The 19,806-nt window shown below is 61.6% G+C and carries 23 protein-coding genes; 10 read left to right on the forward strand and 13 right to left on the reverse strand.

All coding sequences use genetic code 11. The features are described from left to right. Positions 1-10: 10 nt before the first annotated feature. The 4 genes from M2397_RS09915 to M2397_RS09930 all read right to left on the reverse strand — a co-directional run bounded on the left by M2397_RS09915 (position 11) and on the right by M2397_RS09930 (position 4,007). Positions 11-1,849, reverse strand: coding sequence for an amidohydrolase (locus M2397_RS09915; RefSeq protein ID WP_184742630.1), 1,839 nt, complete (start codon positions 1,847-1,849; stop codon positions 11-13). Then, positions 1,846-2,436, reverse strand: coding sequence for an antibiotic biosynthesis monooxygenase (locus M2397_RS09920; RefSeq protein ID WP_145337464.1), 591 nt, complete (start codon positions 2,434-2,436; stop codon positions 1,846-1,848). Before M2397_RS09920 ends, M2397_RS09915 begins: the two co-directional genes overlap by 4 nt. A gap of 105 nt (positions 2,437-2,541) precedes the next feature. Continuing rightward, complete coding sequence (locus M2397_RS09925; protein ID WP_131699225.1) at positions 2,542-3,129, reverse strand: NUDIX domain-containing protein; 588 nt, start codon at positions 3,127-3,129, stop codon at positions 2,542-2,544. Positions 3,130-3,161: 32 nt separating this feature from the next. Beyond that, entirely contained in the window at positions 3,162-4,007 is an 846-nt protein-coding gene (locus tag M2397_RS09930) for an SDR family NAD(P)-dependent oxidoreductase (protein ID WP_259242766.1), read from the reverse strand. Positions 4,008-4,169: 162 nt separating this feature from the next. On the opposite strand from M2397_RS09930, the gene M2397_RS09935 reads away from it, so the two are divergent. Then, positions 4,170-5,096 (forward strand): alpha/beta hydrolase, encoded by a 927-nt coding sequence (locus tag M2397_RS09935; RefSeq protein ID WP_131699223.1) that lies wholly within the window; start codon positions 4,170-4,172, stop codon positions 5,094-5,096. 195 nt (positions 5,097-5,291) lie between these two features. Here M2397_RS09935 and M2397_RS09940 read toward each other — a convergent pair whose 3' ends face one another. Then, on the reverse strand, positions 5,292-6,449 hold the full coding sequence (locus M2397_RS09940; protein ID WP_131699222.1) for an alpha-hydroxy acid oxidase: 1,158 nt from the start codon (positions 6,447-6,449) through the stop codon (positions 5,292-5,294). 121 nt (positions 6,450-6,570) lie between these two features. On the opposite strand from M2397_RS09940, the gene M2397_RS09945 reads away from it, so the two are divergent. Next, the gene (locus M2397_RS09945; protein ID WP_131699221.1) at positions 6,571-7,356 is read left to right on the forward strand and encodes a DeoR/GlpR family DNA-binding transcription regulator; all 786 of its coding nucleotides are present in this window, start codon (positions 6,571-6,573) and stop codon (positions 7,354-7,356) included. A gap of 257 nt (positions 7,357-7,613) precedes the next feature. Here M2397_RS09945 and M2397_RS09950 read toward each other — a convergent pair whose 3' ends face one another. Both M2397_RS09950 and M2397_RS09955 read right to left on the reverse strand, forming a co-directional pair. After that, the gene (locus tag M2397_RS09950; RefSeq protein WP_131699220.1) at positions 7,614-8,048 is read right to left on the reverse strand and encodes a DNA methylase; all 435 of its coding nucleotides are present in this window, start codon (positions 8,046-8,048) and stop codon (positions 7,614-7,616) included. Positions 8,049-8,050: 2 nt separating this feature from the next. Continuing rightward, complete coding sequence (locus tag M2397_RS09955; protein WP_131699219.1) at positions 8,051-8,275, reverse strand: hypothetical protein; 225 nt, start codon at positions 8,273-8,275, stop codon at positions 8,051-8,053. A gap of 186 nt (positions 8,276-8,461) precedes the next feature. On the opposite strand from M2397_RS09955, the gene M2397_RS09960 reads away from it, so the two are divergent. Beyond that, complete coding sequence (locus M2397_RS09960; protein WP_131699218.1) at positions 8,462-8,965, forward strand: DUF4142 domain-containing protein; 504 nt, start codon at positions 8,462-8,464, stop codon at positions 8,963-8,965. 30 nt (positions 8,966-8,995) lie between these two features. Further along, positions 8,996-9,556, forward strand: a complete 561-nt coding sequence (locus M2397_RS09965) for a type 1 glutamine amidotransferase domain-containing protein (RefSeq protein WP_131699217.1) — start codon at positions 8,996-8,998, stop codon at positions 9,554-9,556. A 61-nt stretch (positions 9,557-9,617) separates the two neighbouring features. Here M2397_RS09965 and M2397_RS09970 read toward each other — a convergent pair whose 3' ends face one another. Continuing rightward, positions 9,618-9,824 (reverse strand): PLDc N-terminal domain-containing protein, encoded by a 207-nt coding sequence (locus M2397_RS09970; protein WP_028616597.1) that lies wholly within the window; start codon positions 9,822-9,824, stop codon positions 9,618-9,620. A gap of 255 nt (positions 9,825-10,079) precedes the next feature. Between M2397_RS09970 and M2397_RS09975 the strand changes: the two genes are divergently transcribed. Together M2397_RS09975 and M2397_RS09980 are read left to right on the forward strand one after the other, a co-directional pair. Beyond that, entirely contained in the window at positions 10,080-10,556 is a 477-nt protein-coding gene (locus M2397_RS09975) for a hemerythrin domain-containing protein (protein ID WP_145337455.1), read from the forward strand. A 68-nt stretch (positions 10,557-10,624) separates the two neighbouring features. After that, the gene (locus tag M2397_RS09980; protein ID WP_184742637.1) at positions 10,625-10,903 is read left to right on the forward strand and encodes a hypothetical protein; all 279 of its coding nucleotides are present in this window, start codon (positions 10,625-10,627) and stop codon (positions 10,901-10,903) included. Here M2397_RS09980 and M2397_RS09985 read toward each other — a convergent pair. Beyond that, a complete protein-coding gene (locus tag M2397_RS09985; protein ID WP_053130271.1) occupies positions 10,892-11,101 on the reverse strand; it encodes a DUF3079 domain-containing protein in 210 nt (69 codons plus the stop codon). The genes M2397_RS09980 and M2397_RS09985 overlap by 12 nt on opposite strands. 179 nt (positions 11,102-11,280) lie before the next feature. On the opposite strand from M2397_RS09985, the gene M2397_RS09990 reads away from it, so the two are divergent. Genes M2397_RS09990 through M2397_RS10005 form a run of 4 tightly spaced genes read left to right on the forward strand, consistent with a single transcriptional unit; the run spans position 11,281 to position 14,335 of the window. Beyond that, the gene (locus tag M2397_RS09990) at positions 11,281-11,811 is read left to right on the forward strand and encodes an iron transporter (protein WP_259242767.1); all 531 of its coding nucleotides are present in this window, start codon (positions 11,281-11,283) and stop codon (positions 11,809-11,811) included. Further along, positions 11,811-12,134 (forward strand): cupredoxin domain-containing protein, encoded by a 324-nt coding sequence (locus tag M2397_RS09995; RefSeq protein WP_131699213.1) that lies wholly within the window; start codon positions 11,811-11,813, stop codon positions 12,132-12,134. The genes M2397_RS09990 and M2397_RS09995 overlap by 1 nt, the downstream gene beginning before the upstream one ends. 9 nt (positions 12,135-12,143) lie before the next feature. Further along, a complete protein-coding gene (locus M2397_RS10000) occupies positions 12,144-12,983 on the forward strand; it encodes an FTR1 family protein (protein WP_259242768.1) in 840 nt (279 codons plus the stop codon). Continuing rightward, on the forward strand, positions 12,980-14,335 hold the full coding sequence (locus tag M2397_RS10005; protein ID WP_259242769.1) for a 4Fe-4S binding protein: 1,356 nt from the start codon (positions 12,980-12,982) through the stop codon (positions 14,333-14,335). Before M2397_RS10000 ends, M2397_RS10005 begins: the two co-directional genes overlap by 4 nt. Before the next feature lie 561 nt (positions 14,336-14,896). On the opposite strand, the gene M2397_RS10010 is transcribed toward M2397_RS10005, so the two are convergent. The 4 genes from M2397_RS10010 to M2397_RS10025 all read right to left on the reverse strand — a co-directional run bounded on the left by M2397_RS10010 (position 14,897) and on the right by M2397_RS10025 (position 19,464). Continuing rightward, complete coding sequence (locus M2397_RS10010; protein WP_131699970.1) at positions 14,897-16,516, reverse strand: methyl-accepting chemotaxis protein; 1,620 nt, start codon at positions 16,514-16,516, stop codon at positions 14,897-14,899. Positions 16,517-16,584: 68 nt separating this feature from the next. Further along, on the reverse strand, positions 16,585-17,280 hold the full coding sequence (locus M2397_RS10015) for an anaerobic ribonucleoside-triphosphate reductase activating protein (RefSeq protein ID WP_259242770.1): 696 nt from the start codon (positions 17,278-17,280) through the stop codon (positions 16,585-16,587). Next, on the reverse strand, positions 17,277-17,432 hold the full coding sequence (gene nrdD / locus M2397_RS10020) for an anaerobic ribonucleoside-triphosphate reductase (RefSeq protein ID WP_027607168.1): 156 nt from the start codon (positions 17,430-17,432) through the stop codon (positions 17,277-17,279). Before nrdD ends, M2397_RS10015 begins: the two co-directional genes overlap by 4 nt. Before the next feature lie 31 nt (positions 17,433-17,463). Further along, entirely contained in the window at positions 17,464-19,464 is a 2,001-nt protein-coding gene (locus tag M2397_RS10025; RefSeq protein ID WP_027607169.1) for a ribonucleoside triphosphate reductase, read from the reverse strand. Between the last annotated feature and the right edge of the window lie 342 nt (positions 19,465-19,806).

The following is a 19,806-nucleotide window of genomic DNA, read 5'->3' on the forward strand; positions in this document are numbered from 1 at the left end:
GGTAGTGAAATCAGAAGGCAAAGCACGAGCAGCCAAACGCGCCCCAGAACCCCTGGAAGTCGCTGACCGGCACGCTGGAAAGGCGCGCTTTTTCGTGGCTGTGGGAATGCACGCCGCACGGGCCGCTGCATTGGTGTACTTGAGCTTGCAAAGACGAACTCGGGCGCCAGTGCCCCGGCACCTTGACCACCGGCGACCAGTCCGGCAGCACCGGCACGCGTGGCGGTGCGAAGTCTTCAAAGTCGCCGGCGCCGTAGACCACCTTGCCGCCCACGACAGTGAGCACTGATTCGATCCACTTGATGGCTTCTTCATCGACGCTGAAAAAGTCCGCCGACAGCGCCGCCACGTCCGCCAATTGGCCGACCTTGATCTGGCCTTTCTTGCCCTGCTCGGAGGAGAACCAGGCGCTGCCATGGGTGAACAGCTCCAGCGCGGTGAGGCGCGGCAGGCCTTCGGCGTGCAACTCCAGGCCGCCGACGGTGCGGCCGCTGACCATCCAGTACAGCGAGGTCCACGGGTTGTAGCTCGAGACCCGCGTGGCATCGGTGCCCGCCCCTACCGGCACGCCTTCGGCCAGCATGCGCTTGATCGGTGGCGTGGCTTCGGCAGCCTTGGCGCCGTAGCGCTCGACAAAATATTCGCCCTGGAACGCCATGCGGTCCTGGATCGCAATGCCGCCACCGAGGGCGCGGACCCGCTCGATATTCTTCGGGGTGATGGTTTCTGCATGGTCGAAGAACCACGGCAAGCCATTGAACGGGATGTCGCGGTTGACCTTCTCGAACACATCGAGCATGCGCGAGATGGACTCGTCATACGTGGCATGCAGGCGGAACGGCCAGCGCTGTTCCACCAGATGGCGCACCACCGGTTCCAGCTCCTGCTCCATGGTCAGCGGCAGGTCGGGACGGGGTTCGAGGAAGTCTTCGAAGTCGGCGGCGGAGAACACCAGCATCTCGCCGGCGCCGTTGTGACGCAGGTAGTCATCGCCCTGGTGCAGGGTGACGCTGCCGGTCCAGTTCTTGAAGTCGCTGAGTTCTTCCTTGGGCTTCTGGGTGAACAGGTTGTAGGCGATGCGCACCGTCAGCTGTTGATCCTTGGCCAGTTGCTCGATCACCGCGTAGTCATCGGGGTAGTTCTGGAAACCACCGCCGGCATCGATGGCGCTGGTCAGGCCGAGGCGATTGAGTTCACGCATGAACTGGCGGGTGGAGTTGACCTGGTATTCCAGCGGCAGTTTCGGGCCTTTGGCCAAGGTCGAGTAGAGGATCATCGCGTTGGGTCGCGCCACCAGCATGCCGGTGGGGTTGCCGTTGCTGTCGCGCACGATCTCGCCACCCGGCGGGTTTGGCGTGTCCTTGGTGTAACCGGCCACGCGCAGGGCGGCGCGGTTGAGCAAGGCGCGGTCATACAGGTGCAGCACGAACACCGGGGTGTCCGGTGCGGCCTGGTTGAGTTCTTCCAAGGTGGGCATGCGTTTTTCGGCGAACTGGAATTCATTCCAACCACCCACCACCCGCACCCATTGCGGCGTAGGGGTACGGTCGGCCTGCTCCTTGAGCATGCGCAGGGCATCGGCCAGGGACGGCACGCCTTCCCAGCGCAGCTCGAGGTTGTAGTTGAGCCCGCCACGGATCAGGTGCAGGTGCGAGTCATTGAGGCCGGGGATCACGGTGCGGCCCTTGAGGTCGATGACCTGGGTACCGCTGCCACGCAGGGCCATGGCCTCGCCATCGGTGCCGACGGCAACAAAGCGTCCCTCGCGGATGGCGACGGCGGTTGCCCGCGGGTTTTCACGGTCCACGGTGTGGAACTGGCCATTGAACAGAATCAGATCGGCGTTCATAGGGTTTCCTTTACAGAGGCTTCAAGCCAGGGAGCGAACAGGCGAGTGGCGGCCGGCATCAGCAGGTAGACCACCAGCAGGACGATGGTCACGGTGACCAGGAAGGTCGCGACCACATAGTTGGACAGGAACGGGTGCAGGCCGAGGATCGGACCCCACACGATCGGCACCAACAAGGTCAGCGGCAGGATCACGCACAGGGTGACCACCGCCTGCTTCCAGCGCGGCGGCTTGGCGGCGCTGTCAGCCAGGGGCGTGAACCAGAATTCGTTGACCGCACCGATTTCGGTCTTGTCGCCGTCGGCCAGCATCGGCGTGGCTTCGGCGATCAGGGTGTTGCGCTCGGGGGAATTGAGCCAGGTTTCCAGGTCAGCGGTGGAGCGGTAGCGCAATACGCAGGTGAACAGCGTCAGGCCGCTCTGTTTGCTGCGCACTACGTCGACACCGAGGTGGCCGGGACGCTCGCCAGCGATGCGCACGGTACGGCGTAGCCAGGCTTCGTAGTCGGCTTCGCGGCCTGCCTTGATCAGGTGTTTCACGACCAGGGTGACGATTTCGTCGGGCCCTGTCTGTGGTGCTGGGTCCATGGGATGCCCCTCTGCCTTGAAATGTCAGCGATGAGGGGAGTTTGCCGGGGCCAGCGTTGGGAAAATTGGATATACGTGCTGTTTAAGCGGGGCGCTGGAAGGGTGTCACCAGCCTTCTTTCAGCATGCGCAACTCCAGGTGCTGCAACAGCATGATGGTCTTGCCGTCGGCGATCTCGCCGCTCTGCACCATGGCCAGGGCCTGCTCGAAACCCAGCTCCAGCACCTCGATGTCCTCGCCCTCCTCTTCCAGGCCGCCGCCACTGCCAACCCGGTCTCCTGGCTGGTATTCGCCGAGAAAAAAATGAATCCGCTCAGTGACCGACCCCGGGCTCATGAACGCCGCATAGATCTTCTCCACATGCCCGACGCGATAACCGGTTTCCTCCTCCGCCTCCAGGCGAATGCGCTCTTCGGGGCTGGCGTTGTCCAGCAACCCCGCAGCCGCTTCAATCAGGTAACCGGGGTAGTCATTGACGAAGGTGGGCATGCGGAACTGGCGAATCAGCAACACCGTGCGTTGCTCACGGTTGTACAGCAGGATGGTCGCGCCATTGCCGCGGTCATACACCTCGCGGGTCTGGGCTTGCCAACTGCCGTCGCGGCGACGCAGGTCGAAGCTGTATTTTTTCAGCAGGTACCAGTTGTCCGAGAGGGTCTCTTCGGCGGTGATGCGAACGGGGCTGTTGTCCATGGCTGGCTCTTTTCCAAAGGGGTGATCGGGGTTCACGCTTGTTTGATGCGAGGCCACGCGGCCGCAACTTCTTCAGCACTGCCGGCGTGGATCCGCGCCAGGTTGCGCGGGTAATCCACACCAGGATTCTCAGTGAAGCGCGTTGCGGTGAATTGACCGTTGCTGGCCCGCAGGATGTAGCCGGTGTCCTCGCACTGCGTGGAGGCGAGGAACAACACGCCCGGGGTTACCCAATCAGGCTTGAGCTCGTCGGGCTCCTCGGTCACGCCCCACATCCGCGTCTTGGCCACCGGCGAAATCGCATTGACCCGGATGCCGGCCTCGGCGCCCTCATGGCTCAGCGCGTTCATGATCCCCAGTTGCGCCATCTTGCCGGCGCTGTAGGCCACCAGGCCGGTCTGCTCGTATTGTGCGTACATGGCGCGGTCGGAGGTGGTGAGGATAATGCGTGGTGCGGTTGAACGCAGCAGATGCGGCCAGGCGTGTTTGCACAACCAAAGTGGCGCGTAGAGGTTGATGTCCATGGCCCGCTGCAGGAACGCGGCATCCAGGTCCTGGATGTTCTGGTAACCCACCCAACCGGCGTTGTGAATCAGGATATCGAGTTGACCGAAGGCCTCGACGGCATATGCAACCAGTTGCCGGCAGCCCTCGTGGGTGGACAAGTCACCGCCATGCCCGATCACCGCCAGCCCTTCGGCCTGCAAGGCTTCTGCCGCCGCCTTGACCACCGAGGCATCGTTGCCGGCGCCCACCTTGTCAGCGCCGATATCGCTGATCACCACCCGGGCACCGCCCAGGGCCAGTGCCCGTGCATAACTGAGTCCCAACCCGCGCGCACCGCCGGTGACGATGGCGGTTTTACCTGTGAAATCCATGTGCTTGCTCTCCTGTTCGGCCGCCTACCCTAACAACCGGTGTACGGGTTGTTCAATGCTGTAACACTTTGCAAGCAATCGCCGTGGGCGGCCGTCGAATTTATACCTGCCTGTGTAGGCCATCTGGTAAAACCCCCACTTTACCTTTGCTCTGGAATCTTCATGCCCTCACGTTTTCTATCGCGCCTGAGCCTGCGCTGGTTTCCCCTGCTGTGCATGGCACTGTTGATCGTCGGCCTGCCAGTGGGCTGCGCGGTGCTGCAACACAAGGAGCGCGAGCTGGTGTTTCGCATCGAGCCCGGCACCGCCAGTTGGTACAGCGGTTTGCCCAAGGCGGTGCAGGAATTCGAACTCAAGCCCGCCAGTTTCAAATCAGGGCAGAACATTCATGGCTGGTGGTACCCGGCAGCCAACAAGGACGCGCCGGCGATCCTCTACTTGCACGGCGTACGCTGGAACCTCACCGGGCAGCTGTTTCGCATCGAGCAATTGCACGCCCTGGGTTACTCGGTGCTGGCCATCGACTATCGCGGTTTCGGCCAGAGCCATGGCGAACTGCCGTCGGAAACCACGGTGTATGAAGATGCACGCATCGCCTGGGAACGTTTCCAGGTGCTGCAACCGGACCCCGGCAAACGCCTGATCTACGGGCACTCACTCGGCGGCGCGGTGGCCATCGACCTGGCGGCGGAGCTGGGCCGGCAAACGCCGCTGCCGGTGCGTGGGCTGGTGATCGAGTCCACCTTCACCTCCCTGGCCGATGTGGCCGCAGCGGTAGCCAATACATCGCTGCCGGTGCGCTGGCTGCTGTCGCAGAAGTTCGACTCCATCGACAAGATTGCCGACATTCACATGCCGCTGCTGGTGGTCCATGGCCTGGACGACCGCTACGTGCCGCCGCGTTTCAGCGAGCAACTATTTGAAGCGGCCCGGCAACCCAAACGCCTCTTATTGGTGCCGGGTGCCAGCCATAACAACAGCATGAGCCTGGCCGGTGGCAGCTATCGCCAGGCACTCAATAACCTGATGCAAGCGAAGATGCCAGCACAGGTGGTCACCCACACTCCAGGTCATAACAACGAGTCATAAATCTGCTTTTCGGCACTGGGTTCGCGCTTGGCTGTCAAGCGCAAACCCTGCCCATACTGGACATGGCCGGCAGTTGATCAAATATTAACCTTTGGTTAAATCGCCAACCCTGCCGGGCGTTCGCAAAGTTATCCACAGAGATACCCACGGTTTTCGTGGACAACTCTTTTTATTTTTTTACGATTTTTTTGCTCACTAAACGGTTTCGGGGAATGTACCCGGCAGCAAAATCTCGCGATTCACATCGCGTATATCGTTATAGCCACACAGTGCCATCGTTACGTCCAGCTCACGGGCGATGATGTCAAGCGCCTTGGTCACCCCCGCTTCGCCCATCGCGCCCAAGCCATACAAATGCGGGCGACCGATCATGGTGCCTTTGGCGCCGAGTGCCATCGCCTTGAGCACGTCCTGACCGGAGCGAATGCCGCCGTCCAGCCACACTTCAATCCGCTCACCCACCGCGTCGACAATCGCCGGCAACTGGCTGATGCTCGACGGCGCACCATCCAACTGGCGGCCACCGTGGTTGCTCACCACCAGTGCGTCGGCACCGGAATTGGCGGCCAGGCGCGCGTCCTCAACATCGAGGATGCCCTTGATGATCAGCTTGCCGCCCCAGCACTGCTTGATCCATTCCACATCGTCCCAGCTCAGGCGCGGGTCGAATTGCTGGGCGGTCCACGATGACAGCGAGCTCATGTCCGCCACACCCTTCACATGCCCGACGATATTGCCGAAGCCACGCCGTTGGGTGCCGAGCATGCCCATCACCCAGCGCGGCTTGGTGGCCATGTTGAGGATGTTCGGCAAGGTCAGCTTGGGCGGTGCAGACAGGCCGTTGATCAAGTCCTTGTGGCGTTGCCCGAGGATCTGCAGGTCCAGGGTCAGCACCAGTGCATCCACACCGGCCGCCTTGGCACGTTCGATCAATTGCTCGACAAATGCGCGGTCGCGCATCACATACAGCTGGAACCAGAACGGCTTGCCGACCTGTTCGGCGATGTCTTCGAGGGAGCAGATACTCATGGTCGACAAGGTGTAGCGCAGGCCAAACGCAGCGGCGGCGCGGGCGGTAAGAATCTCGCCATCGGCATGCTGCATGCCGGCCAGGCCCGTAGGTGCGAGGGCCACCGGCATGGCCATGTCCTGGCCGATCATGCTGGTGCGAATCGAACGCTCATCGATATTGCGCGCCACGCGCTGGCGGAATTTGATCCGGGCAAAATCGCTTTCATTGGCGCGGTAGGTGCTCTCAGTCCAGGACCCGGAATCGGCGTAATCGTAGAACATCCGTGGCACACGCTTTTGCGCCAGCTTGCGTAAATCTTCGATGGTTGTAATCAACGACATCTAGGTCACCTCTCCCTGAACTGAGCACAAAGAGTAACCGCCCCTCGGGTGGGCAACCAGCCATTGCGTTTATATCGACTGCGGACTAATCTCGCAAAAACCCGCAAAAAAGCGCGCAAACATGCATAACACCCATCAAGCCATCGACCTGCCTTCCCTGCGCAAACAAAAGATCCTGTTATTGCTGGAACGCGACGGCAAAGTCACCGCCTCGGAACTGGTGGAACACTTCGCCGTGTCCCAGGACACCATCCGCCGCGACCTCGGCGAACTCGCCGCCGCCGGCCTGTTGCAGCGCGTGCACGGTGGCGCCCTGCCCCGGCCCAAGGATACCGGCAAGGACTTCTTCACCCGGGTCGGCGAGACCAATGAAGCCAAGCGTCAACTTGCACAACTCGCCGCTGACCAGGTGCAGGACGGCCAGATTGTGCTGTTCGATTCCGGCTCCACCACGTTGCAGATCGCCCAGTCATTGCCGCGCTCGATCCGCCTGACCGTCGTCACGCCGTCACCGATGATCGCCATCGCCCTGGCCGACCATCGCGATGTAAAAGTGATTCTCGCCGGCGGCCAACTCAACCCGGCCACCTTGTCTACCAGCGGCCAGGAAAGCGTGCGCCTGATCCAGAGTATCAAGGCCGACCTGCTGTTTACCGGGGTGTGCGCACTGCATCCGCAAGTGGGCATCAGCTCGCTGCATTTTGACGAGGTCGCGGTCAAACAGGCCCTGCTCGACAGCGCGTCCCATGTGGTGGCCGTGACCATGGCGGACAAACTCGGTGCGGTGGAACCGTTTGTGGTGGCGCCGTGCAACCGTATTCACACGTTGATCACGGAGTGGCATGTGCCGAGTGTGGAGGCGTATGAGCAGTTAGGGTTGGAGGTGTTGCGGGTGGAGGTCGAGTAGCAGCAGCGCATCAAATAGCTGTGTGGCGGATTGGCTTTTGTGACTGGCAGACTTGTTGTGGCCAGCAAGTTTATTGTGGCGAGCGGGCTTGCCCCGCGTTGGGGCGCGTAGCGGCCCCACATAAGGTCACCGCCACTATCCTGCCTAAACGCGGTGGCAGGTTTTAGGGCCGCTTCGCAGCCCAACGCGGGGCAAGCCCGCTCGCCACAAAAAAAGCTCGCTCACCACGACAAGCTCGATAGCCACAACAAGCCTGCTCACCACGACAGTACCTTGGCCGCATCGCGCATAAAAATCTCGATGGTCTTGGGCCCCACGCCGTCAAATTCCCCCAGGCGTTTTTCGAACGCCTGGCGGTTTTCGCTGGCACTGCGAATGTGGCTGATCTTGCCGGCGTACTCGGCGTTGAGCTTGGCACTCAGGTCCAGCAGGCGCTGCGCGGTGCTTTCGTCGTACCGCACGTAGTGAGCACGCCCGAGCATGGAGACCAGCTCTCGGGAGGTGCAATGTTGCAGCTTGCGCGCAGTATCACGCCCCTCTTCCTCAACGATCACCTTGTACGCCTGTGCCGCGATGGGGGCCTGGATGCGCTTGCCCATCAGGAAGCTGGCGACAAACCACTTGAACAGGCTGCTGTCATCCTCCGGCTTGAGCTCAATACCCAGTTCCGACGCAGTAATGGCACGAGCCATGTTCAGTGGCCCAGCTTGCGCTCGGCCTTGGCGGCCTGCTCGTTGATGGCATCGGTCTGGCGTTCAGTGTCTTTGATCGAGGTGGGCGTCAACACTTTATCGACGGTTTCGGTCTTTGGATTCGGGCGTTCCAGGGTCTGGCCTTTGGCAGCTTTATCAGTACCTTTTTGCGCCTGTTCAGAACTGATGGGGTCTGGGGTTTTGTCGGCAGTCTTGGCGTCAGTCACGGTGAAATCTCCTGGCAATTGAAGGCCCGCGAAAGCGGCGGACACTTATGCAGCAGAGGCCTGTGAATTTCGATAGTTCAAGGAAATTGCCGCAGAAAAACAGGAACAAAAAAATTTAAACCTTTTGCCCAGGCCTCGGCTCAACAGTCAGGTAACGGCATCCCGCCACCTTCAAGGAGCTCCATCATGACCACTCTGCTGATGAAACAAATGGGCCTGACTTTCGTACTGGTTGCCGGCGCAATGTCCACCGCCATGGCCGCCACCTCCAACAGCTTCGTCGATGACGCAGCCCAAGGCGGTATCACCGAGGTGGAAGCCGGCAAACTGGCACTCGAAAAAAGCAGCTCGGCCGACGTGAAGACCTTTGCCCAGCACATGGTCACCGACCATACCAAGGCCAATCAGGAACTGGTGGCGCTGGCAAAAAAACTCGACATCGAAGTGCCGGATGACGCCGCCCTGACCGACAAGGCCAAGAAAGCCATCCTGGAACTGCGTGACGAATCGTTTGACAAGGCCTACGCCAACAACCAGGTCGACGCTCATGAAAAAACCGTCGAACTGTTCAAGAAGGAAGCGGCGTCCTCGGACAATGCCGAGCTCAAAGCCTTCGCTGCCAAGACGCTGCCAACCCTCGAGGCCCATTTGAAAATGGCCAAGGAGCTGCAAGCCAAGCACGACCATTAATTCATTACTGACGCAAGGAGACATTCGATCATGAGCTCGCAACTCAACGGCAAGAAGATTCTGGTCATCACCTCCAACACCGGTATCGAGCGCGACGAGCTGCTCAAACCCCTGGACGCCTTGCGCGGCTACGGCGCCACGGTGACCCACGCTTCGAGCAAAGGCGGCACCACCCAGACCTTCGTCGGCGACACCGAGAAAGACAAAACAGTGGAGTCCGAGGTGCAGCTGTCGGACGTCGTCAGCGGCGACTTTGACGCCCTGGTCATCCCTGGCGGTACCGTCAATGCCGATACCCTGCGCCAGGATGCGGCGGCGCTGCGCCTGATCAAGGACTTCGCCGACGCCGGTAAAACCATCGCCGCGATCTGCCACGGCCCATGGACGCTGATCGATGCCGGCGTGATCAAGGGCAAGACCCTGACCTCCTATAAGAGCGTGCGCATCGACCTGGAAAACGCCGGCGCGGCTGGATGGGTGGATGCCGAGGTCAAGCAATGCCAGGCCAATGGCTGGACGTTGATCACGTCGCGTACGCCGGATGATTTGCCGGCGTTCAACGAAGCGATTGCCAAGGCTGTCGCCGGTTGAACGGTCACTGTTGAACGTAAACAGGCGCCTCTCGGCGCCTGTTTTTCTTTCCCCAAGCCCTTCAGCTTTTACGCTGCTCCGGCATCTCACGCTTGGGCCCGAACATCGCCCACGCAATCAAGCCAAACAACGGCACAAAGATCAGGATCACCAACCACAAGCCCTTGCTCTCCCAACCACCGGTGCTGCGCAGGACGATATTGATCGCCCACAACTCCAACAGCAGCAGAATCACCGCCAAGCCGATCCAGATATATTGAATTTCCATGCTTCACCTCCTAGGTCGTATGCATTAGGTCAAGCATCGGCCGCGAGGGTTCATTTAAATTTTCCGACGTTGTGGAATGCAACGCGCCGCAGCGCCGACCATGCAACCTGCACGACAAGCGCCCCCCTGATCACATATAACTTCTTGAATTAACGAATAATTTAGAAACTGCTCAAGTTGGTACACCTGATGCACCTGTCGACTGGACGAGGCGTGCATGTCGACACGCCCTGAAATTCCCGTGAGGTGTCACCGATGAATGCCATTGACCTGCTCAAAGCCGACCACGAACGCGTGAAGGCCCTGTTGACTCAACTGAGTGAGTCCACTGAACGCGGGGTTAAAAAACGCACTGAATTGCTGGCCAAGCTGGAAGCGGAAATCAGCCTGCACACCAAGCTGGAAGAAGAAATCCTCTACCCGGCATTCAGGAAGGCTGGCGGCAAGGAACAGGACATCATGTACCACGAGGCCAAGGAAGAGCATCGCACCGTCGACGCCCTGGTACTGCCCGACCTGAAGCAAACCGAACCTTCGACCACCGAGTTTTCCGGCCGCGTCAAAGTGGTCAAGGAATTGCTGGAGCACCATATCGAAGAAGAGGAAACCGAGATGTTCCCGCAGGCTAAAAAGCTGCTGGGCAAGGCGCTGCTTGAAGAGTTGGGCGCTGAAATGGAAGCCATGAAAGCGGCGCATAAAAAGTTGCAGTCGAGCAAGCCTATGGCGGCTTGATCGAGGCATGACAAGAGCCTGGAATTCATCCAGGCTCTTGATACATCCACACGATAGGGGATAGCGTCATGAAGACCAGATCGTCCCAACGGATTGTGCTTATCGTCGGCCTGTCAGCCCTGCTCACCGGCCCTGCCCTCGCCGCCTTTGGCGATAACCCTGAACCTGCCTCCAACGCCTTGAGTGGCGACGGCGCCGCCGGCTCCGCCCTGCCACCGGGGACCTACCCCAGCAGCCCTTCCGACAGCGACAAAAAAACCAAGGACACCGCCAAACCGCCGAGCAAACCCGCCAGGCCGGCTGACACCCATAAAGACGGCAAGGAAAAACCCCGCTCAGGCAGCTGACGGTTCATCCGCAACCGGCGGCTCGGGTGCAAGCCCCCAGTCGCCATGCTCGTACCAGTCGTCCCCGATCATCTCGGCCGGGTGCATGGTGCGGTCGGCGCCATTGCCGCACGCCAGGTCGGTGGCGGCACAGTAGCGATCACAGCCCCAACAGATACGTTCAGGATGCTTGGGATGCAGCGGAAAAGGCTTGGCCATGCGTGGACTCCCTGGCGACGAACACTCCCAGCAACCTACCCCGATAAAACCTGTACAACCTTGACCGGCATCAAGCCTGGCCAAGATGAAATATCCTCGAAACTTGACAGGAATCATTATTATTTACGGCTGACCTTCCTAGACTCGGGTTCTCTCTCCTCACCCGTCAGGAAGCCTCGATGCGTAGCCCTTCTTTGTTGTCCCTTGCCCTGCTGCTGAGCACCTCCGTGGTGTTTGCCAAGGAGTACCCCATCGGCGAACCGCAACACTGCCCCGGCCTGGAAATCGGCGCGGTGTACCTGCAACCGATCGAGATGGCACCCGCCGGCATGATGCGCGCCACGGCCGATTCCGATGTGCACCTGGAGGCCGACATACGCGCCACGGCGGACAATGCCCAAGGGTTTCAGGAAGGCAGTTTCGTGCCCTACCTCAACCTGTCTTTCACCCTGAAGAGACAAGGCAGCGACACCCCCATCAGCGGTGATTTCCACGCCATGGTCGCCAATGACGGGCCGCACTATGGCGATAACGTCAAGCTGCAAGGCCCCGGCAAATACACCCTCACCTTCAGCGTATTGCCGCCCACCGGCCATCACTCCCTGGGTCGTCATACCGACAAGGAAACCGGGGTCGCCCCGTGGTTCGAACGCTGCGAGGTGCATTACGAATTCGTCTACGCCGGCATCGGCAAAAAAGGCGGCTATTGATGCGCCGCGCCCTGTTGCTGGGCGGCCTGCTACTAAGCGGCGCGGCGATGGCAGCGCCGTTGCCCACCTATGAGTTGAGCCTGCAGGACGGCCATTTCGACCCGCCACAACTGGTGGTCAAGGCCGATGAGCGTTTCAAGATCGTGCTCAAGAACATCGGCCAAGGCCCGGCCGAATTCGAAAGCACGCCCCTGCGGGTGGAGAAGGTGTTGTCTGCGGGGGTGACCACCTTTGTGGTGATCCACCCGCTCAAGCCGGGGTTGTACCCGTTCTTCGACGAGTTCAACCCACAGTTGCCCGAAGGCAGCATCCTCGCCGAATAGGAGCCGTTGATGAACCAATCGATGTTTATTGTCTGGCGTGAAAGCGTCGAGGCCCTGCTGGTGATCGGCATTCTGCAGGCCTGGATCAGCCGCCAGGCCGGCCATGCGCAACTGGCCCGCTTCCTCTGGGCCGGGGTGCTGCTGGGGTTGTTGTGTTCGGCCGGTCTGGCCGGTTTGATGCTGTGGGCCGGTGACACCATGACCGGTCCACAGGGCGAGTGGCTGCAAGCGACGCTGACCCTGTTGGCCAGCGGCTTGATGGTGCAGATGGTGTTCTGGATGCACCGCAACGCGGCCACGCTCAAACACACCCTGGTACGCGAAGCCGATGAGCGCCTGGCGCGCCAGGGCGGCTGGGGCGTGCTGTTACTGGCGCTGCTGGCGGTGAGCCGCGAAGGCAGTGAAACCGTGGTGTTTTTGTATGGTGCCGGGGCGCGCCTGCACGAGGAGGCGCAAGGCCTGTTCGCCGTCGGCGGCGTGCTCGGCCTGGCATTGGCAGGGCTCACCGTGCTGCTGTTGCGCGGCAGTCGGCGCTTTATCTCCTGGTCACTGTTTTTCGCCCTCAGCGAGGCGCTGCTGTTGCTGCTCGGCGGTGCATTGCTGGTGGCGGCCGTGGACCGCATCAGCGGGCAACTGCTGGGCATGGACATGCCCGAGTGGGCCTACGCCGCCTTCGGTGACAGCCGCTGGGACAGCAGCGCACTGCTCAGTGACAGCCACGGCCTGGGCGCACTGCTGGCCGACTTTGCCGGCTACCGCGCGGCCCCCAGCCTTATCACCGTGTTGGTACTGCTCGGCTACTGGCTCTGGGTGGGCAACGGCCTGCGTCGCGCCCGGCACGCGGCATGAGTTGGCTGCAGCAACTGGGCGATGGCATGCGCCGCCATGCCCGGCTGATCCGTGCCATGCAATGGGCGGTGGTGCTGGTCTACGCCGTATTGCTGGTGCTGCCCACCGTGCTGCCGTTGCCGGATAGCCAGGCGCGTGTGGTGAACAACCTGACGCTGCTCGCGCAATTTATCTTCTGGGGGATCTGGTGGCCGTTCGTGTTGCTGTCGATGGTGCTGTTCGGGCGCCTGTGGTGCGGTGTGCTGTGCCCGGAAGGTTCACTGAGCGAATGGGCTAGCCAGCACGGGCGCGGCCTGGGCATACCGCGCTGGCTGCGTTGGGGCGGCTGGCCGACCCTGGGCTTTTGCCTCACCACGCTCTACGGCCAGTTGATCAGTGTGTACGACTACGCCCAGGCGGCGTTGCTGATCCTGGGCGGCTCGACGTTGGCGGCGGTGGTGGTCGGCCTGTTATTCGTGCGCGGCAAGCGCGTGTGGTGCCGTTACCTGTGCCCGGTGAGCGGCGTGTTCGCCCTGCTCGCCCGCCTGGCGCCGCTCCATTTCGCCGTGGATGAACAACGCTGGAAAGCCAACAGCGCCCCGCGCCTGCCTCTGCCCAACTGCGCGCCACTCCTGGACATCCGCCGCCTGCAAGGCGCCAGCGACTGCCACGCCTGTGGCCGTTGCAGCGGGCAACGCGGCGCGGTGCAACTGATCGCCCGCTCGTGCAATCAAGAGATTCTGCAGGCACCGCGCCAACCCGGCTCGCCATGGGATGCGCGCCTGCTGCTGTTTGGCGTGATCGGCCTGGCCATGGGCGCGTTCCAGTGGACCGTAAGCCCGTGGTTTATCGCGCTGAAACAGACACTCGCCGAATGGCTGGTGAGCCGCGACTGGGTATGGCTGCTGCAAGACAACGCGCCGTGGTGGCTGCTCACGCACTACCCGCAACTCAACGACAGCTTCAGCTGGCTCGATGGCCTGTGCATCGTGCTGTACCTGGGTGGCAGCGCACTGCTGATCGGCGGTGACTGCTGGCTGCTGCTGCGCCTGGCCGCGTATGTGGCCGGAGATCGCGCACTGTTTCGGCCCTTGGCACTGACGCTCACGCCCCTGGGTGGTGCAGGGCTGTTCCTGGGGCTGTCGGCGACGACGGTGAAGTTGTTGCGTTATGAAGGGTTGGCATTGGCGTGGGTGCAACCGGCGCGCGCACTGATGCTGAGCGCCGCGATTGGCTGGTGCTTGTGGTTGGGGTGGCGACAGCTCCAGGGGCTGGAAACCCGGCGCCGTTGCCTCGGGTGGTTGTGCGTACTGCTGAGTAATGGGCTGGTGGGGTGTGGCTGGTGGTTGCAGTTCTGGGGGTGGGCTGGCTGATGCACACCGATCCAAATGTGGGAGGGGGCTTGCCCCCGATGAGCATGGGTATCTGTGGCGCGGGCGCTTGCTCCCGTGGCGGCCTTCGGGCCGACCATGTCGTTGGGGTTGGAATGAGTACATATCCATTGTTGCGGTCACGGCTGCTTAGGGTTCCGCCCTTACGGCGGTCACTTTGGAAAAGCCCCAAAGTAACCAAAGGGCTCTTGCCCCACCACTCGGTACCTCGCCTAGGCTCGGTATGCCCTCACTCCGGCTTGAATCCGTGGGCCGCCGTCATGGGCCATCCTTGGCCCAGGACGGCTAACCCGGCGTCCTGCCGGGTTACCCACGGATTCAAGCCTGCGTTCGGCCAGCGTGTTTGACGGGGCGCCTAGGATCAAGATCAAAAGCCAGAGCAAAAGCAGAACAAAAGCAGGCTGAGGTCTACCTGCTGGATGGAGATCCAAATGTGGGAGGGGGCTTGCCCCCGATAGCGGTGAGTCAGTCTACCCAAGTATCACTGACCCACCCTCATCGGGGGCAAGCCCCCTCCCACAGTTTTGACCGCACCAGCCGAAGTTACACCTTGAACCGCGCCACCGTCTGATGCAGCGTCCCCGCCATCCCGGCCAGGTCATGCCCTGCCGTCTCGGTGTGTATGGCGCCCTGCAACACCTGCTGCGACAGGTTGCGAATGCCCACCAGGTTGCGATCCACTTCCCGCGCCACCAGTGCCTGTTCTTCGGTGGCGCTGGCAATCATCATATTGCGTTCGTTGATCTGCGAGATCGACCGGGTGATTTCGTCCAGCGCCTCTCCCGAGCGTTGCGCCACGTTCAAGGTCGCCTGTACCCGTTCACTGCTGCTGTGCATGGCGGCCACGGCGTGTTCGGTGTCCTGGCGGATATTGCCGATCATCTGCTCGATCTCCTGGGTCGAGGTCTGGGTGCGATGGGCCAGTGCGCGCACTTCATCGGCGACTACCGCAAAACCTCGCCCGGCATCCCCGGCGCGGGCCGCTTCGATGGCCGCGTTCAACGCCAGCAGGTTGGTCTGGTCGGCAATGCTGCGGATCACTTCGAGCACGCTGCTGATGTCTTGCACGCGGCCGGCCAGTTGCTGGATACGCTCCGAGGTTTCCACCACACCGGTGGCCAAGGTGTTGATCGACGCCACGGTTTCCTGCACCTGCGCCTGTCCACGCTGGGCGGTCTGCTCCGACAGGCGCGAGGCTTCGCTGGTGCTCACGGCATTGCGTGCCACTTCGTCGACGGCGGCAGTCATTTCATTCACCGCGGTGGCGGCCTGTTCGATTTCCTGGCCCTGCAACTGCAGGCTGCTGCTGGTCTGGCTGCTGACCGCGCTCAACTCTTCCGACGAACTGGCCACGCCGTCCACCGACGCCGCGATATGCCGGACCATCTGGTTAAGGTTCTGCTGCATCTGATGCAGATTGCGCATCACACTGCCGTCGATACTGTTGCCCAACGGCACCTCGATGGTCAGGTCACCCTCGGCGATGTGGCTCAACACCCGCGCCACTTCATCCGGCTCGCCGCCCAGCGGCCGGGTGACGCTGCGCGTGACGATCACCGCCGCCGCCACCACCAGGGCCAGGCACAGCAGGAACAGCCCGAGCATATTGCGTCGGGCCTCGTCATAGAGGATTTGCGCGGCCTGCTCGCGTTCGGCGAACAGCCTTCCTTGCATGGCCATCAACGCATCCAGGCTCTTGAACACTTCCAACTCGGCGGGCATCACCTGTTGCTTGAGCTGGGCCAGGCCCTGCTCGCGCGCGCCCTGTCGGATCAGCGCCTGCACCTGGGTGAAGGCCGCCACGTAGGCCTCACGGTGGGTTTTCAAGGTGGCATAGGCCGCCTTGCCTTCAGCGGTGTCGAGCAGCGGCTCAAGGGTAGCGAACGCCTGAGTGATGCGTTCGCGCGTGGTGCCGATGGAGGCCTGGGCCTGTTGGTTGTCCTGGTCGATCAGCAGGTCGCGGGTGTTGCGCCCGTTATCGCGCACCCCGGTGGCGATCACCATGATCGGCGCGATCCTGGGCCAGTCCTGCTGCACGATCTGCTCGGATTGCTGCTTGAGGGTTGCCAGGTCGTGAAGGGCGTAAAACACCAAGCCGGCCAGCGCCAACGGCGCAATCGCGAAACCGATGACAATGCGTTGTGCCGTGGTTAATTGCTTCATTGTGCTATTCCCTGATGAAAACCTGCCCGTCATGGGCAGCATCTATAAAAATCCGCTGAGGGCACGCATCACCCTCGCAATACAAAAGCAGGAAACAATTCGCGCAATCGGCCCCATAACTCCGGCAATGCGGCCTGTGCCGGTGAGTTCGACAATTGCGCATCGAGCATGCTGGCCGTGCGCACCATTTGCACCGCAAAGCGTTGCACACCGTTGGCTTGCAAACGCTGGGCCAGCAACAACAACCGAGGGGGGTCGATCAAATGCCAATGCACCGTGGTGCGGCACTCGTATTCCACACCGCTGGCCAACAGGGTGTCGAGGCTGCGCCAGTTGGCGGCACCGCTGTTCCTGACCTGGGTAATCAACTGGCAATCCTCGGCCAGCGCCTTGACGTCAAAACCGACCCAGTCGGCATGGCGCAACGCATTGGCAAATCCTGCCGGCTTGATCCCGGCACTGTGCAGGCCGACGCGAAAGCCCATCGCCCGCACTTCATCCATGGCCGCCGGCAAGCCTTCCTGCAAGGTCGGCTCGCCACCACTGAACACCACGGCGTCGAGCAGGTCCTTGCGCCGCTGCAAAAACAGCAACACCCGGCGCCAATCCACCTCCGTGCTGCCGCGCGGTGGGATCAGGTCCGGGTTGTGGCAGTAACGACAGCGCCAGGCACAGCCCTGGCAAAACAGCACACAGGCGAGCATGCCGGGGTAGTCGAGGGTGGTCAGGGGCACCAGGCCCCCGATCCGTAGCGCTCGACTCATTGGCGCCCGGCCACGGCGGCCGTTTCAGTGAAATGCACCCGTTCCTTGTGCTCGGATTGTTTGCCGGGATTGAACGCCGACACGGGCCGGTGATAGCCCATCACCCGGGTCCAGACTTCGCAGCGCTGACGTTGTGGCTGGGATGTTTGCATGGTGAATCTCCTTGCGGGTTGGAAGATCGGTTCAATGCGCAGCGGCAAGTGCCAGCACTTCATCGCACTTGGGACAGAACTCATGCTCACCGGCTAGGTAGCCGTGCACCGGGCAGATCGAGAACGTCGGGGTGATCGTCAGGTACGGCAGGCGGAAACGCCCCAACGCCTTGCGCACCAGTTGCTTGCAGGCCTGGGCCGAGGAAATCTGCTCGGCCATGTACAGGTGCAACACGGTGCCGCCGGTGTATTTGCATTGCAGTTCGTCTTGCAGCTCCAGGGCTTCGAAGGGGTCTTGGGTAAAGCCCACCGGCAATTGCGAGGAGTTGGTGTAGTACGGCGCGACGTCGCTGCCGGCCTGCAGGATGTCCGGATAGCGCTTGCGGTCTTCCTTGGCGAAGCGGTAGGTGGTGCCTTCCGCCGGCGTGGCTTCGAGGTTGTAGAGGTGGCCGGTGTCTTCCTGGAAGCGCAGCAAGGTGGCGCGTACATGGTCGAGCAGCTTGAGGGCAAACGCGCGGCCCTCTTCGGTGTGCATGCCCTGCTCGTCGCCGGTGAAATTGCGCAGCATCTCGTGCATGCCGTTGAGGCCGATGGTGGAGAAGTGATTGCGCAAGGTGCCGAGGTAACGCTTGGTGTACGGGTACAAGCCGGCGTCCATATGGTGCTGGATCACCTTGCGCTTGACCTCCAGGCTTTCCATGGCCATGTCCATCAGGCTGTCCAGGCGTTGCAACAGGCCTGAGGTGTCGCCCTTGAACAGGTAACCCAGGCGCGCGCAGTTGATCGTCACCACGCCGAGGCTGCCGGTCTGCTCCGCCGAACCGAACAACCCCCCGCCGCGCTTGAGCAGCTCGCGCACGTCCAGTTGCAGGCGGCAGCACATCGAGCGCACCTGGTTGGGTTGCATATCGGAATTGAGGAAGTTCTGGAAATACGGCAGGCCGTAGCGCGCGGTCATCTCGAACAGGCGGTCGGCGTTCTCGCTGTCCCAAGGAAAATCGTGGGTAATGTTGTAGGTGGGAATAGGGAACGTGAACACCCGGCCCTTGGCATCGCCGGCCTGCATCACTTCGATATAGGCGCGGTTGATCAGCTCCATTTCCGCTTGCAGGTCGCCATAGGCAAACGGCATTTCCTCACCACCGATCACCGGCACCTGCTCGCGCAGATCTTCCGGGCACACCCAGTCGAAGGTCAGGTTGGTAAACGGCGTCTGGGTGCCCCAGCGCGACGGTACGTTGAGGTTGTAGATGAACTCCTGCACCGCCTGGCGCACCTCGGCGTAGCTCAGTTGATCCTTGCGCACATAGGGCGCCAGGTAGGTATCGAACGAACTGAACGCCTGGGCGCCGGCCCATTCGTTTTGCAGGGTGCCGAGGAAGTTGACCATCTGCCCCAGGGCGCTGCTCAAGTGCTTGGGCGGCCCCGCTTCGACACGGCCCGGCACACCATTAAGGCCTTCGTGCAGCAGTGAACGCAGCGACCAGCCGGCGCAATAACCGGCGAGCATGTCCAGGTCATGGATATGCAAATCCGCCTCGCGGTGCGCGCGACCGATCTGCTGGCTGTAGACCTCGTCGAGCCAATAGTTGGCAGTGACCTTGCCCGACACGTTCAACACCAGCCCACCCAGGGAGTAGCCCTGGTTGGCATTGGCTTGCACGCGCCAGTCTTCGCGGTCGAGGTATTCGTTCATCGAGGTGGCGACTTCCACCAGGGTCTTGCGGTCGCGACGCAGGCGGCCGTGTTGTTCGCGGTAGACGATATAGGCGCGCATGGAGAGGAAGTAGCCGGCGTCCATCAGTACGCGTTCGACGCTGTCCTGGATTTGTTCGACGTCCAAGTGTTCGATGCCCCTCAGGCGGGCCAGGACGGCGCCCAGTAACAGGTCGACGTCGGCCTCCTGGTACTCGCCGGTTGCGGTGCCGGCGGCGGTCAGGGCGTGGTGGATTTTTTCGGCGTTGAAGGGGACCAGGCTGCCGTCGCGTTTGTGTAGGCGGGTGCTGACCAACGGGGTGAGCGTGTTTTGCATTTTCCGGGCTCCAGGCACTACATATAGATATTTTTAAGCTTTAAGGCACAAGATGCAGTGAGGTTACGGAGAATGGGGTGGGGATCCCTTGATCGGGGTCAAGGTTTTTTGATTGGGTACATATCCGTTATTTAGGTAACGGCGGCTTAGGGTTCCGCCCTTACGGCGGGTCACTTTTGGAAAAGAGCCCCAAAAGTAACCAAAAGGGCTCTTGCCCCAACACTCGGCACCTCGCTTAGGCTCGGTGTGCCCTCACTCCGGCTTGAATCCGTGGGCCGCCGTCATGGGCCATCCTTGGCCCAGGACGGCTAACCCGGCGTCCTGCCGGGTTACCCACGGATT

Origin of the sequence: Pseudomonas sp. BIGb0381, from assembly GCF_024809815.1 — a bacterium.
Lineage (GTDB): Bacteria > Pseudomonadota > Gammaproteobacteria > Pseudomonadales > Pseudomonadaceae > Aquipseudomonas.